We start from the raw sequence: 14180 nt of genomic DNA, 5'->3' as shown, positions 1-14180 counted from the left end.
GTTGACGGTCGCCGGATCCTCCAGATAGCCGTAGTGACCGCAGCCTGGAATCAGGTCGAAGGTGGCGTGCGGGATCGCGTCGGCGACCTCCCGGCCGTGCTCCGGCGGGGTCACCAGGTCGTCGGCGAACGCAATCACATGACATGGCACCCGGATGTCCTGGTAGGCGGGCAGCCGGTTGCTCATCGGGTCGAGGCGGTACTGTGCCCGCACACCAGGGCCGGGCGGCGGGGACAGCTCCAGCAGATCCAGCCAGTCGGCCATCTTGCGGTCGTCGCGCAACGTGGCAGGAGAGAGCATCTGGAGGGTCTGCACCACCGCGCGGTACTCCGCCGGCAGTGTCACCCCCGCGTCGTTCAGGGCGTTCTCGGCGCGCGCCAGGGCCGCACGGATCGCGTCCGTGCGGCCCCGGGTGGCGATCAGCACGGCCTGGGTCACCAGGCCGGGCCGGGCTAGCGCGAGTTCCTGGGCTACCTGTGCGCCCAGCGAGGTGCCGACCACCCGGCAGGCGCCAAGCCCGAGATGCTCGATCAAGCCGGCCAGGTCACCGACCAGGTCGGCAACCGCGAATCCGTCAGCGCACTCGTCGCTGGGCGGGATGCCACGGTTGTCGAACGTGATGACCTGATAGCCAGCCGCGGTCAGGGCCGGCACCTGGTGCAGCTGCCAGACCCGGCGGCCGCTGCCCGTGCCCATCACCATCACGACCGGCTCGCCGGAGCCGGAGACCTCGTAGTTGAGCCGTATTCCGTTGATCGCCGCCAGGGGCATCGCGTCCTCCACGCGCCGTTGGGTGTCTCGTCGGGGGTGACCGGTGTCGGCCTCAGTTCGGGGCGACCCGGCGGCGGATGCCGAGCGTCGCGACCACCATTGCGGCCGCGCCGACGGTGAGGCTGGCCAGCACCGCAGTCGCCACGGTGCCGTCGACTGGCTGGTCCAGGGTCAGCCGCCGGGCCGCCTCCACGGCGGGGGTGAGTGGGTTGACTTCGGCCACCGCCTGCAACCAGCCGGGCAGCACCGCCACCGGCACGAACGCGCTGGATGCGAACGTCAGCGGGAACACCGCGAGGAAGCCGAGACTCTGCATCGCCTGCGGGCTGCGGGTACACGCCCCGAACGCCAGGAACAGCCAGGTCAGCGACCAGGTGACGGCGATCGCAATGCCCAGCGTGCCGAGTGCGCCGGTCACCCCGCCGGGCGGTGCGAAGCCGATGAACGCGACAGCGCCGAGCAGCATCACGCCGATCTGCGCGGCGGCCCGGACCAGTTCGGACAGACTACGGCCGAACATCACCCAGTACAGCTGGATCGGCAGGGACCGGAACCGGGCCATGATGCCGTTCTCCATGTCCTTGATCAGGCCGACGCCCGCGCCGATCGCCGGGCCGATGCCCGTGGTGATCAGAATGCCCGGCATCAGGAAGTCGATGTAGCTCACGCCGGACGGGAACAGAGATGGGTCCGCCATGCTGCCGAACACCTGGCTGATCACCAGCAGCATGAAGATCGGCTGGACCAAGCCGAAGACCGTCACCTGCCAGTCCGCCACCACGACTCGTAGCGAGCGTGAGGTGAGCACGGTGAGCTGGGTGAGCGGGCTGCTGCCGTGCAGCCGGGCAGGCGTCAGGGTCGTCATGTCTGCTCCTGAAGGGCCGGTACCCGGTCGTCCTGCGCCTTGGTCAGCGCGAGGTAGACGTCGGCCAGGGTCGGTTCGGTCACCGACAGCTCGACTGGTTCAACGCCTGCCTCGTCCAGCGCGCGGACCACGGCGACCAGTTGGCCGGTGGAACCGATCGGGACGGCGAGCACCTCAGATCCGGGTTCCCGGACCGGCGGCAGGCCGGCGGCCGCCAGCGCCAAGGCAGCCCGGTCACCGTCCGCCGCGCCGGCCGGCGTGACGCGCACCGCTCGGCTGCCCACCTCGGCTTTGAGCTGCTCGGTCGGGCCCGCGGCCAGCACGGCACCCTGGGACAGCACAGTGATGGTCCCGGCCAGCCGTTCGGCCTCCTCGAGGTACTGAGTGGTGAGCAGCACCGCGGTGCCCTCGCGTACCAGGTCCTCGATCAGCTCCCACAGCCGCAGACGGCTCGCCGGGTCGAGACCCGTGGTGGGCTCGTCCAGGAACAGCACAGCCGGGTGACCCACCAGGCTAGCGGCAAGGTCCAGCCGGCGGCGCATGCCGCCGGAATAGGTAGCCGCCTTGCGTCGCCCCGCAGCGGCCAGGTCGAACACGGCCAGCAACTCCTCCGCGCGGCGGCGCGCCTGCTGCCGGCCGGCCCCGAGCAGGCGGGCCAGCAGGATCAGGTTGTCCAGGCCGGAGATGTCCGCGTCAACGGCGGCGAACTGGCCGGTGAGCCCGATGTGCCTGCGTACCTCGGCGGCCTGCCGCACCACGTCGAAGCCGGCCACCGTCGCGGAGCCTCCGGTCGGTGGCAGCAGGGTGGCCAGGATGTTGACCGCCGTGGTCTTGCCGGCGCCGTTGTGCCCGAGCAGACCGAGCACGTGCCCGGCAGGTACCTGTAAGTCGACACCGCGCAGGGCCCGCGTACTGCCGAAGTCGCGGCGCAGGCCTCTCGTTTCGATCATCAAGTCCGGCATGCTGTGGCCTAGATGTCCGACCGGACTTGCCACAGTTCCGGGAAGAACCGGTGCTCGGCGATCCGGCGCAGCCAGGTGACGCCGCTGGTGCCGCCGGTGCCGACCTTGTGGCCGAGAATGCGTTCGACGGTGAGCAAATGGTCGTTACGCCAGCGGCCGAACTGGTGCGCCACGTCGGTGAGGGCCTCGCCCAGCTCGTACACCTCGCCCCAGCGCTGCGGCTCACGGTACACCGCCAGCCACGCGCGGACGACCTCGTCGGACGCCTGGTACGGCTGCGCGGGATCCCGATCGAGGTGCTCCTGCGGTATTGGGAGGGCATGCCGCTGCATGAGGCGCAGCGTGGCGTCGTACAGGCTCGGCTCGTGCAACGCCCGCACCACCTCGGCATACACCGCCGGGTTGTTGTGGTGCGGTTCGAGCAGCCGCGGGTTCTTGTTGCCCAGCGTGAACTCCAGCTGCCGGTACATGTAGGACTGGAAGCCGGAGCCCTCGCCGAGCGAGTCGCGGAATGCGGCGTACTCGGTGGGGGAGAGGGCGCTGAGCACCTGCCAGGTCTGCACCAGCATCTCCTGCGAGCGCAGCAGCCGGCGCAGCACCCACAGTGCGCCGCGCAGGTCGTCGGCGTCCAGGCAGTCCCGGGCCTGGCGTACCTCGGTGAGGCTGAGCTTGAACAGCAGCTCCATCACCTGGCCCATGATCAGGAAGGCCGGCTCACCATGACCCTTGGTGCGCGGGTTCTGCAACGTGTGCAGGATGTCCGCGTTCAGGTAGCCGGCGAAAGGGTTGACCTTCTCGTCGAAGGTCAGGATCGGCTCCCCGCCCGTTTCCTGGGACCGGCGTACCCGGTCCTCCTCGGTGAGCCAGCGTTCCGACTTCTCGTCATAGCCCGTCGATGTCATCATGTCTCCCTTAGTCCGACATCGCGACGAGCACGCGCCGCTCACCAGTGAAGGAGCGGCGGCCGTGGCCGACCAGAAGGTTGTCGATCAACATCAGGTCCCCGGTGCGCCAGTTCACATCGATCGCCTCGGCCAGGCCGCGGTCGCGGACCTGTACTGCGTACTCGTCCGGGATGGGGCTTCCGTCGGCGAACGTCACCCACTGCGGCAGGTCCTCGACCGGGAGGATCTCGGCTAGCTCGCGGGCCGTCTCGTCACCCAGCGCGGCCGGGTGCCACTGGTCGGACTGGTTGAACCAGACCAACGCGCCGGTCACCGGGTGCCGGGTGGTGGCCGGCCGGACCTGACTGACCCGCAGCCCGCCGTCGCCGGTCCACTCCCAGGTCGCCTCGGCACCGGCCAGGAACTTTTCCACATCGTCGCGGTCGTCCGTCTCGAACGTGTTCTGCCAGCTCTTGCCTAGGCCGAGGCCGCCGTGCAGGTTCTGGTGGTAGCGCACGCCGCCCTCGAACGCGGTGCGGACGTCCTCGTCGAGGGCCGCCAGCCAGCGCTCGCCGTCCACCAGCGGAGTGGCACCGCCGGTTGCCGCCGCCCTGCTGCAGAAGAACGCGAGCCGGGCGGGCCAGGCGTGCGCGTACGACAGCTCGTTGTGCATCGAGATCGTGTACTCGGGCGGGTACTCGGTCGACGTGTAAAGGTTGCGGCCGACCTTGGTGCGCGGTGAGTTGCCGTGCACGTACGCCAGCCGCTTGGGCAGCAGCAGGTTGAGCACGGCGTCCACCTCGGACTCGGCGACCGCGAAATCGCGGAACACGATTGCCTTCGCGTCGGTGAGCGTCGCGCCCAGGTCGTCCAGGCCGGAGAGGTACTCGATCAGTCCCGATGCGGTGACCGGCACGTCGGCCGAGCTCGGGGTGATCTCCAGCGGGAGCCAGGACTCGTTCACGATGGGTGCTCCTCGGGTATCCGGTCAGAATGCGGTCGCAGGGGTGACCACCTGCGCGGGCTGCTGCGACGAATCGACGGTGTGGTGCAGCGGTTGAAGGCCGCCGTCGAGGTACATCTGCCGGAGCACCGTCCGCTGGATCTTGCCGCTCGTGGTGCGTGGCGTGCTGCCGCGCCGTAGCAGGGCGACGGCGGCCACCCGTACGCCGAAGTCGCGGGCCACCGTGTGCCGCATCGCGCTCGCGATGCTTGCCAGATGTTCCGCCGACGGCCGGCCGCTCACCTCGTGGGTGAGTACGAGACCCTGCTCGTCGCCGTGCTCGTCACCGGCGAGCGGCACGGTGAAGACCCCACCGACGTCGCCCAGCTCGGGATGATGCGCGCGCAACTCGTGCTCGATGTCGGTCGGGTAGAGGTTGCGGCCGTTGATGATCAGTGTCTCCTTGATCCGGCCGGTGATGTACAGGTGGCCCTCGTGGAGCACGCCGAGGTCGCCCGAGCGCAGGTAGTGGTGCGGTTCGTCGCCGGTGCGGTTGCCGAACGTGGCCGCGGTGGCCGCAGCGTTGCCCCAGTAGCCAGGTGACACGCTCGCGCCGCGCATCCAGATCTCGCCGATCTCGCCGTCCGGCAGGGTCGCGCGCGACTCCGGGTCGACGATCCGGATCGCCAGGTGTGGTCCGGCGCCGCAGCCGACCAGTCGCCGACCCTGGTCCGCCGGGCGCAGCCGGTGCGCCGCCAGCTCGTCCGGGTCGACGGTCAGCACGGTCGGCCGGCCGTGCGGCGACCCAGTGACGAACACGGTGGCTTCGGCCATGCCGTAACACGGCGTAAGCGCCTCCGGGCGCAAGCCGAACGCGGCGAACCGGGCGGCGAATGCCTCCAGCGAGGCAGCATGGATCGGCTCGGAACCGTTCGCCGCGTACCGCCACCGGGACAGGTCAAGACCGGCGATCTGCTTGTCGGTGACGATGCGGGCGCAGAGCTGGTACGCGAAATTGGGCGCGGGGGAGAAGTCCACGTCCCACCGGTCCACCATCCGCAGCCACAGGTACGGGCGCTTGAGGAAGTCGACCGGCTGGGCCAGGATGCAGCGCCCGCCGGCCAGCAGCGCGGGCGTGAGCATGCCGAGCAGGCCCATGTCGTGGAACAGTGGGAGCCAGCCGCCCATCGTGCTGTCCGTGCCGAAGCCGAAGACCTCGATCAGCGCTCGCCCGTTGTGCAGCAGGTTCCCGTGCGTGATCACCACACCCTTCGGGTTGCCGGTGGAACCCGAGGTGTACTGGAGGATCGCGGGCTGGTCCGGCTCGGGGCGCTCCACCGGGTCATCGATTGGGGTGCCCTCCCTGACTTCCGCAGTGTCGGTCGCCAGGCAGATCGCCGGCGCGGCCAGCGCGCCGGCCCAGTCGCGGACCGCCGGCAGGTTAGTGCTGTCGGTGGCCACCACGGCGGCGCCAGCGTCCTCCACGATGCCGGCCAGCCGGCGCTGCTGGTAGGCGTACCGGCCGGGCATCGGCGCCGGTACGGCCACCAGGCCCGCGTAGAGGCTGCCGAGGAAAGCGGCCGCGAACGGCAGCCCGCTCGGATAGGCGAGCACCACGCGGTCGCCCGGCGCACACTCGCGGCGCAGCATCCCGGCGACCCGGCGGGCCTCGAGGTCCAGTTCGGCGTACGACCACCAGTCCGCGGATTCCGCCGAATCGGACTGGGTCAGGATCCCCACGGCTGGCGCCTGCGGACTCCGGGCAGCGTGGCCGCGCACGATCGACATCAGGCTCTCCCAGGCCATTACCATCTCCTCTTGCGTCCACTTCCGGCATAGCCGGGGAGGCGTGATTGTCGGCGACGAAGGAAATCGCGCATTCGCTACATGGTGGCGAATGATGGTCGGCCGAAGATTGGCGATAATTGTTGGACGACGCCTGTCGACAGGGCGAGCGTAGCCACGCTCTGGAACTGGGGTCAAGGCCGCCGTCGGGGTCTTTTTGCTCCAGCTTAAGGGAGTGTCGATAGTGGCCGGAGCGATGCTACGGTCCACTCGCCAAATCTTCCGATCCAGCGGCCTTCGAGCCGCGAACGGCCATTTCACGGCCGGGGCCGAAGTCATTCAGCTATGACTTAAAACCGTACGGAAAGGGCCGCAAATGCCACAACGAGTTGTGATCGTCGGCGGCGGTACCGCCGGCTGGATGACCGCGTCCTACCTGCGTGCGGCATTTGGCGACCGGATCGATATCACCCTGGTTGAATCAAAGAACGTCTCCACAATCGGGGTCGGTGAGGCAACCTTCAGCACGGTACGGCATTTCTTCAACTATCTCGGGCTGCACGAGGCGGAATGGATGCCCGAGTGTCACGCCACGTACAAACTGGCCATTCGGTTCGAGAACTGGCGAGCGAAGGGGCACACCTTCTACCACCCGTTCGAGCGAATGCGCGCGGTAGCGGGGTTCAACCTGCCGGAGTGGTGGCTACACCACAACCCGGGCGCCCGCTTCGACCGGGACTGCTTCGTCATCCCCTCGCTGGTCGAGGCGTTGCGCTCGCCGCGCCAGTCAGACGGCTCCCTGTTCGAGCGGTCACTGGCCGGCTCCGCCCGGTCCGGCATCCGCAACACGATGGACGAGCAAGACACCCAGTTCCCGTACGCGTACCACTTCGACGCCACCCTGCTGGCCGGATTCCTGGCCAAGTTCGCGGTCGCCCGCGGCGTACGCCACGTGCGCGACGACGTGACCCAGGTGGTCCTCGACGAGCGCGGCTGGATCAGCCGGATCACCACCAAGGAGAGCGGTGACCTCGAGGGCGACCTCTACATCGACTGCACCGGATTCCGCGGCCTGCTGATCAACAAGGCGCTCGACGAGCCCTTCGTGTCCTATCAGGAGACCCTGCCCAACGACAGCGCGGTCGCGCTGCGGGTGCCGGTCGACACCGCGAAGCGGGGCCTGCGTCCGTGCACCACCGCCACCGCGATGGAGGCCGGCTGGACCTGGACGATCCCGCTGTTCAACCGGATCGGCACCGGGTACGTCTACTCCTCCCAGTACTGCGAGCCCGAGCAGGCCGAGCACGCCTTGCGTGCCTTCGTCGGGCCTGCCGCCGACGGCTTGGATGCCAACCACATCAGGATGCGCATCGGACGTAGCCGCAACTCGTGGGTCAACAACTGCGTCGCGGTCGGCCTGGCCAGCGGCTTCGTCGAGCCGCTCGAGTCCACCGGGATCTTCTTCATCCAGAACGCGATCGAGCAACTAGTCAAGCACTTCCCGAGCGAGGACTGGGACCCGCGCCTGCGGGACGCGTACAACCGGCAGGTCGGCAACGTGATGGACGGCGTGCGCGAATTCCTGGTGCTGCACTACTACGCCGCCGCCCGCGCCGACAACGACTACTGGCGGGACGCCAAGACCCGGCCGCTGCCCGACGCACTAGCTGAGCGGATCGAGCAGTGGCGGGTCCGACTGCCGGACGCCAGCTCGATCTTCCCGCAATACCACGGCTTCGAGCCGTACTCGTATGTGGTCATGCTCCTCGGTCTCGGCGGCATCCCGTTGCGGCGGTCGTCGGCGCTGCGCCTGCTCGACGGCACCGCGGCGATGAAGGAATTCCAGCTCGTACGCGACCAGGCTCAGTCTCTGGTCGATCGGTTACCCAGCCAGCACGACTACCTAGCCCGGACGTACGCGTCGTCACGGACATGAGCAGTCTGAACGACGGCGTGACCGCCGTCCACCTTGTCCTTGCCGTCGGCGCGATCCTGCTGATCGCCCAGGTCGCTGGCCGGCTCGCCGTGGCGCTGCTCCAGCCCCGCGTCATCGGCGAGATCGTCGCGGGCGTGTTCCTGGCCCCGGCGATTCTGTGGGCCGGCGGCCCTGGCCTGCTCAAGGCGGTGCTTCCGGACGACGTGCTGCACGGCGCGAAGCTCGTCGGGCATGTCGGTCTGGTGCTGTTCGTCGTCGGAATCGTCCATGAGGCGCGGTCCGGCTGGAGCCGGTCGCGCGGCAGGCAGGTCGGCTGGATCACGGCGTGGGCGTTCCTGCTGGCCGCGGTAAGCGGTGTCGTCCTGGCCATGTGGCTACACCTCGACGGCAATCCCATGCTGCGGGGAGAGGCCCCTACGCCGGCGTTCCTCCTACTGATGGCGGTGGCCCTGTCGGTGACGGCGGTGCCGGTGCTGGCGCGGATCCTGCGTGACCGCGGGATCCTCGGCACGCCGATCGGCAAGCTCGCGATGACCGCCGCGATCGCCATCGACGTGGCCGCCTGGTTCCTGCTGGCGCTCGCTATCGGACTGAGCTCCGGGAACGCCGGGCACGCCCTGGCGCTGCTCGGCGTGCTTACGGCGTGCTGCGTCGGAGCGTTCCTGGTGTCCCGCATCCTTCGGGCCGAACGGATCACCGGTGCCTGCGACCGCGCGCCGAGGTTTGCCACCGTGACCGTGGCGGTCGGGGCATTCGCGGCCTCCATGCTCCTGAAGGACCTGGGGCTGACCGACATCTTCGGCGCGGTCCTCGTTGGCCTGGCTCTGCCCGCGAGAGAATCGTCGGAGGTCTGGGACCACGTCACCGAGAAGATCCGTGGGTTCGGCGTACGGCTCGTCCCGGTGTTCTTCGTGGTGACCGGCGCGAACATCTTCGTTGACAAGGTGGAGGCGGCGCCGTGGGGGCTGATCGTGGCGACCATCTTCCTTGCGGTCCTCGGCAAGGTCGGCGGTGGATTGCTCGGTGGAATGGCTGCGGGCCTGGGCTGGCAAGGCGGCCTGCGCCTCGGCATCCTGATGAACACCCGCGGCCTGACCGAACTGCTGGTCCTGCACGCTGGCTACACCGCAGGCATCCTCTCACCGATGCTCTACCTCGCCCTGGTCGTGATGGCGGTGGTGACGACGGGGATGACCGGGCCGCTGTACTCGCTGGTCGACTGGCTGACCAGATGGCGGACCGCAGCATCGTCGACTGCGGCGGCACCGACGCTGAAAGGGGCCGAGTAATGACTCAGTCACCACTACCAGCTCTCGATTGGGTGCCAGCCCCGGAGTTCCGGGCACTGATGTCCAGGTTTCCCACCGGGGTAGCGGTCATCACGACCGAGGACGACAACGGCGCACCCCGTGGGATGACGTGTTCCTCGGTGTGCAGCGTGTCTTTGAGCCCGCCGACTCTACTGGTGTGCCTGCGCCAGGGAAGTCCCACACTGGACGCCGTGCTGCGACGTTACGCGTTCGCTGTGAACTTCCTGCATCATCGGGCCCGCCCGACCGCGGAACTGTTCGCCTCCGGCGATTCCGAGCGGTTCACCCGGGTGCGATGGCGGTCGGGGGAGTACACCGCCGGCCCACACCTGATCGATGATGCTCACACCGTGGCCGATTGCCGGGTGAGTCAAACCGATCTGGTGGGCGATCACGTGGTCGTGTACGGCGAGGTATTCGGCATTTCAGCGGGCCGCGAGCAGGAGTTCGAGTTGCCCCTGATGTATGGCCTCCGCCAGTACCTGTTCTGGTCAGCCAGCGCGTAACAGCAACTGAGGATCTGCAGGTATGGATGCCGACTGATGAGCCTTTCGAGGGCCGGGATGGTTGCTGCCCGACCGTAGCCCAAACCCGCGTTCGGCCTGATGATGCGGGTGCTGCTGGCGGATCTACCGAAGAAGAACGTGAGGGATAGCGGCGTGGGCGGGGCTCGCGAACCCGAGGTCGGTGTTCGTGGTCGATGGCGCCGATGGGAGTGGGCAGGCTGTCCCCTGGAACAGCCCTGTTGATCAGCGTCGGGTCGCCCGGGGCAATCGCACACCCCGGGCTCCCAGGGAACGGAGCGAGACCGTCTCCGGTCACTCCGCTTTTGCCATCTTGATCATCCGGGGTGTGTTGACCCGGGCCCAGTGGGCGAAGTACCTGGGAACTGCTTTGACGATCCGTTCCCAGGCTGCCCGGGCCTTCTTGCGGGGTCGTAGCCCTGCGCAACCTGCCCAGCAAGTCCTGGACCGTCAATCAAGGCTGGGTCCTCGCCGCGAACATCGCCGCCGACCTGGCCGCCTGGACCAGACTGCTCGGCCTGCACGACCAACCCGACCTCGCACATGCCGAACCCGACACCTTGCGCTACCGGCTGCTGCACCTACCCGCGAAACTCACCGCCCACGCCCGCCGACGAACACTGTCCATCCCCGACACCTGGCCCTGGACCGAAGCGTTCCTGCTCTGCTGGCAACGCCTGACCACACTTCCGCTGACCACCTGACCCCACCGAAACCGCCCCTACCGGCAGAAAGACAGTCCCCGGCCACGGAGACCCGGCGCACCCGCAGCGCGCGGCCGGCCCACACTCACTACAGACGGGCAAACCGGTCAAGTCGACACCGCCAGGCATGGATCGAAACCCTCTGACGAATCGAGGTCGGGCCGGCCATGTCCGTAGCGCATCGGGCGCAAGTTGGCGACTAGACATTAGTGACGAGCTTCCCGAATGCGAATATTGGGGACGCACATTTTGCGTCCTCCTTAAGGTCTTGCGGGCGCGCTCCCCGGTCTGCTGGAATCCATGGAGATCAGTCCATGGGGTACATGGCTTGCGGGGGCTAGCTGGGAACGCTGATGCTTAGAGTGGTGTCGGTCGATAGATTTTCGCAGGAAATTCTGCGGTTGTGCATGGATTGGTCCTTCGCGGTGAGTGGCGGCATTTGCTGGGCGGAAGGACGCCGAGGTGTCGCTCGTTTTGCTGTTGCATGCGCTGCTCGCTGCCATCTGAGTGCCGGATTAACGGGGGAAACGGTGATCCGAGTAAAATTCACGATTGATGATCTGGCTAGAATTAGGGTCCTGGCGGTCCGTGCGCCGATAATTGAGACCCTGTTTGCAATGGATCTATACAGCAGTAAGGGTGGAAGCCCGCTATTTGATCGATGGAAATCGATGACGCAGGCGCGACTTCGCTGCGACGGATCCTCCCGCCGTTCGATTGCCGAAATCGTACGTTCGGTTCATTTATCACCAAGCGCGCTGACCGGGGGCGATCCCGACAGTAGTCCGATCTCCATCGCGGGCGCCGGGATCAGACCGCGTCGTCACGACGACATGGTCGCCACCATGGCCCGATTTCATCAGGTGGCGTTGGCGCCGTTTTGGTCCCGCATCCAGGCGCTGCTCGTAGCCGACCGGGATGCCCGCGGCCGCAGCGCTCTCAGCAGCGGCCTAACCGGCCTGCTTGCGACGCTACATCCCCAGGTTCGGTGGCAACTACCGGTTTTGCAGATCATCACGGCGGACAGCCGCTATGAGGAAATCAAACTGGGGGGCCGCGGGCTGGCCATTCTGCCCTCCGTCTTCCGCCAAGAGCCGGCCGTCTACGAGCCCGCCGACGGCGAGGATGGCGCGCCGGTCCTGGTCTATCCGGTACCCCTGGACGAACTGGCGATCGATTCGTTGTGGAGCGTCACCGGCTCCGCCGACCGAGCGCTGGCGGCCCTGCTCGGTCGTACGCGGTCAGGCATACTGCGCACCCTGACCGACACCTGCAACACCAGCGAGTTGGGTCGCAAGCTTGGCGTCTCCACCGCTGCGGCCAGCCAGCATACCTCCGTCCTGCGCGAGGCCGGCCTGATCACTACCCGTCGCAACCTCAACATGGTGCTTCACACTCTTACACCCCTGGGCGTGGCCGTGATCCAAGGGAGGTTCCCCGACATCCAGGAACTCCCGAGCCGAGCCCAGGCATACGACGCAGCCTCATAGAGATGATCGAGGTTCGTTGTTCCCTCGCCATTACGTAACCGGCGCTGCGAACGCGGCGATTAAGGTGATCTATGCCAGTCCGAACTCACGCCAACTCTGGCGGCTCTGCTCCGCGCCCGTCTTCCACCCAACTCGTCAACTGAGCCAACATCGGCAATCCCCAATGTCGTAGAAGTTAGCAGAGCCACCTGCTGTGGATAGATGGCCGAACGGTTTAATCGCCGTGAATCGTAGCCTCCAGCACGAGACTCCAAGTCATCAGGCTCACCCTTGGCCAGCTGGCGTGCGACCGGATGCGCATCGCCATGCCGGCGGACCCGTCTTCCCGTAAGGCTTGCACCGACCTCGGTGGCGGCTCGGCGTCCACGATGGCCAGCGGGTCTACCCGGCGCGTCCGGCGTTTTGTCAGTCACGCATGCCGATGTTCCCGCAAAGGTGAACATCGGCATACATGATTGGCATTGCTCACGGAATAGCCGGAGCTGCCGGTTCGCCTCGATGGCCACGAAAGAGCAAGTTGGCCGCTCCTCAGCACGAATGCGCTTTTTCCGGATGCAAACTGGCGATAGGGTGGTACGAGCGGTAGGCCCGACTTGGAACTCCTAACTCTTTGAGCGTTGGAGTGCCGGCGCGTCGCCTCTGGGATCTTGACGGCTGCCGTCTGAGAGGGCGTGTTTGAGAGGGACTTGATCAGGTCCAGATGAAGTGCGCTTTGCCTGCCGTCGGGCTGGCCGGCTGCGGGTGATGCGGCGGGTCATGCCGGCGATGGTGGCCCAGAGCCAAAGCAAAGTCAGTTGATCATGGACGGGATGCGTCGAGTAGGGCAGGGATGAGTAGTTTGTCGGCGTGGTGACGTTCCATGACCTGCTTGATTCGGGTGTGGCCGGCGAGGCGGATCAGGGCTATGGCGAGGTTGCGTAGGGCGGCCATGGCGTGGGCGACGCTGCCGAGGTAGGCGTGGTGGGTGTCCTCGCCGAACAGGACGTCACGGACCCAGTGGATTTTGTTTTCCACCCACCAGTGGGTGCGCACGTAGCCGGCGATCTCGGCGGCGGTGCTGGTCAGGCTGGTGATGCCGTGGATGATCTGTTTGCTGACGCGTTGCCCGTCCGAGGCGTAGACGTCGCGGCGGAGCCGGAACACCTGGACGGCGCCGGGGAAATCGATGCCGGCTGCGGGTGCGGTCCAGATTGTGCGGGTGATCCGGTAGCCGTTGCGGTGTTCGGCACTGGCATCGGCGCTGGTAGCAGTGGTTGCCGCCGGGAGTCGGCTGGTGATCGCGGCGAGCAGGGCGGGTCTGTTGGCTTTGACGGTGAACACATAGCCGGCCTGGCGTCGTAGCAGGTAGCTGGCGGTGTCCCGGTTGGGGTGCGCGGCGTCGGCGGTGACCACCATCGCCGTGATGTCGATCGGGTCCAGCAACGCTTTGATCTGGGTGACCTCGGTGGTGTCGGCCGGGACCTGGACCTGGGCGATAACCACGGCGCGGTCGTGTCGCATCGCGGAGAACAACTGCACGTCGAGACCGCTGCCGCCGCCGGAGTTACGGACGATCTTGCCATCGATCGCCAGCCCACACCCGGCCACTGTGTCGAGCCGGGCTGCCAGCCAACCGCAGACCAGACGGTCCACCACCGCCGCGTCGACCGCTTCGACCAGCCGGCGCAGTGTGTCCCGGCCGGGTGAAACCCGGATCCCGAGGATCGGATGCCGGCGGGCACCCGCCGCTGCCAGCAGAGACTGCGGGAGTTCAGCGACCCGGTCCGCGGCCTGCCGGAAGTTACGTGCCCCGCACAACAACGCCAAGGTCAGCACGGTCAACACCGCCGAGAGCCGATGCCGCACACCCCGCGCTCTACGCGGATCGGAGACCTGCGCGAACAGCCCGGCCAGCGCGGCGACCTGCCCGGTGTCGACCTCCCCACGCTCGTCCGTGACGACACCGACCACCACATGGAAGACTGACACGAGCGGCCTTTCTTTGCAGACGACGACTGGCGTGAAGA

At 67.4% G+C, this 14180-nt stretch carries 12 protein-coding genes; 5 read left to right on the top strand and 7 right to left on the bottom strand.

Going from position 1 to position 14180, the window contains the following annotated elements:
* The 6 genes from AB0M52_RS18570 to AB0M52_RS18545 all read right to left on the bottom strand — a co-directional run.
* Window positions 1–771 (bottom strand): alpha/beta fold hydrolase (locus AB0M52_RS18570; protein ID WP_363954873.1); only part of this gene is annotated, 771 nt, incomplete at its 3' end.
* Between the two features lie 52 nt (window positions 772–823).
* On the bottom strand, window positions 824–1636 hold the full coding sequence (locus AB0M52_RS18565; RefSeq protein ID WP_363954870.1) for an ABC transporter permease: 813 nt from the start codon (window positions 1634–1636) through the stop codon (window positions 824–826).
* Entirely contained in the window at window positions 1633–2586 is a 954-nt protein-coding gene (locus AB0M52_RS18560; RefSeq protein WP_363954867.1) for an ATP-binding cassette domain-containing protein, read from the bottom strand. Before AB0M52_RS18560 ends, AB0M52_RS18565 begins: the two co-directional genes overlap by 4 nt.
* A gap of 20 nt (window positions 2587–2606) precedes the next feature.
* Window positions 2607–3500, bottom strand: a complete 894-nt coding sequence (locus AB0M52_RS18555) for a tryptophan 2,3-dioxygenase family protein (RefSeq protein WP_363954864.1) — start codon at window positions 3498–3500, stop codon at window positions 2607–2609.
* Window positions 3501–3510: 10 nt separating this feature from the next.
* Window positions 3511–4446 carry a TauD/TfdA family dioxygenase gene (locus AB0M52_RS18550; RefSeq protein ID WP_363954861.1) on the bottom strand — a complete coding sequence of 312 codons (936 nt, stop codon included), beginning with the start codon at window positions 4444–4446 and terminating at the stop codon, window positions 3511–3513.
* Between the two features lie 24 nt (window positions 4447–4470).
* Complete coding sequence (locus AB0M52_RS18545; RefSeq protein WP_363954858.1) at window positions 4471–6231, bottom strand: fatty acyl-AMP ligase; 1761 nt, start codon at window positions 6229–6231, stop codon at window positions 4471–4473.
* Window positions 6232–6586: 355 nt separating this feature from the next.
* Here AB0M52_RS18545 and AB0M52_RS18540 point away from each other — a divergent pair, with 355 nt between their 5' ends.
* The 5 genes from AB0M52_RS18540 to AB0M52_RS18520 all read left to right on the top strand — a co-directional run bounded on the left by AB0M52_RS18540 (window position 6587) and on the right by AB0M52_RS18520 (window position 12174).
* On the top strand, window positions 6587–8146 hold the full coding sequence (locus tag AB0M52_RS18540) for a tryptophan halogenase family protein (RefSeq protein ID WP_363954855.1): 1560 nt from the start codon (window positions 6587–6589) through the stop codon (window positions 8144–8146).
* Window positions 8143–9435: a cation:proton antiporter gene (locus AB0M52_RS18535; protein WP_363954852.1), complete on the top strand. Its 1293-nt coding sequence runs from the start codon at window positions 8143–8145 to the stop codon at window positions 9433–9435. The genes AB0M52_RS18540 and AB0M52_RS18535 overlap by 4 nt, the downstream gene beginning before the upstream one ends.
* Window positions 9378–9962 (top strand): flavin reductase family protein, encoded by a 585-nt coding sequence (locus tag AB0M52_RS18530; RefSeq protein ID WP_363954849.1) that lies wholly within the window; start codon window positions 9378–9380, stop codon window positions 9960–9962. The genes AB0M52_RS18535 and AB0M52_RS18530 overlap by 58 nt, the downstream gene beginning before the upstream one ends.
* Before the next feature lie 407 nt (window positions 9963–10369).
* A complete protein-coding gene (locus AB0M52_RS18525) occupies window positions 10370–10684 on the top strand; it encodes a transposase (protein ID WP_363954876.1) in 315 nt (104 codons plus the stop codon).
* 617 nt (window positions 10685–11301) lie between these two features.
* Complete coding sequence (locus AB0M52_RS18520; protein ID WP_363954846.1) at window positions 11302–12174, top strand: winged helix-turn-helix domain-containing protein; 873 nt, start codon at window positions 11302–11304, stop codon at window positions 12172–12174.
* Window positions 12175–12972: 798 nt separating this feature from the next.
* Here the strand turns inward: AB0M52_RS18520 and AB0M52_RS18515 are convergent.
* Complete coding sequence (locus tag AB0M52_RS18515; protein WP_363954843.1) at window positions 12973–14142, bottom strand: ISAs1 family transposase; 1170 nt, start codon at window positions 14140–14142, stop codon at window positions 12973–12975.
* Between the last annotated feature and the right edge of the window lie 38 nt (window positions 14143–14180).

The organism is Micromonospora sp. NPDC051296 (assembly GCF_040682255.1).
GTDB lineage: Bacteria > Actinomycetota > Actinomycetes > Mycobacteriales > Micromonosporaceae > Micromonospora > Micromonospora craterilacus.
This window is presented reverse-complemented; position numbering and strand designations above follow the sequence as displayed.

Bases quoted from the DNA above. Each gene is read 5' to 3' on its own strand.
- AB0M52_RS18565 (WP_363954870.1), bottom strand. From the start codon at position 1,636: ATGACGACCCTGACGCCTGCCCGGCTGCACGGCAGCAGCCCGCTCACC.
- AB0M52_RS18560 (WP_363954867.1), bottom strand. From the start codon at position 2,586: ATGATCGAAACGAGAGGCCTGCGCCGCGACTTCGGCAGTACGCGGGCC.
- AB0M52_RS18555 (WP_363954864.1), bottom strand. From the start codon at position 3,500: ATGACATCGACGGGCTATGACGAGAAGTCGGAACGCTGGCTCACCGAG.
- AB0M52_RS18545 (WP_363954858.1), bottom strand. From the start codon at position 6,231: ATGGCCTGGGAGAGCCTGATGTCGATCGTGCGCGGCCACGCTGCCCGG.
- AB0M52_RS18540 (WP_363954855.1), top strand. From the start codon at position 6,587: ATGCCACAACGAGTTGTGATCGTCGGCGGCGGTACCGCCGGCTGGATG.
- AB0M52_RS18535 (WP_363954852.1), top strand. From the start codon at position 8,143: ATGAGCAGTCTGAACGACGGCGTGACCGCCGTCCACCTTGTCCTTGCC.
- AB0M52_RS18530 (WP_363954849.1), top strand. From the start codon at position 9,378: ATGGCGGACCGCAGCATCGTCGACTGCGGCGGCACCGACGCTGAAAGG.
- AB0M52_RS18520 (WP_363954846.1), top strand. From the start codon at position 11,302: ATGGATCTATACAGCAGTAAGGGTGGAAGCCCGCTATTTGATCGATGG.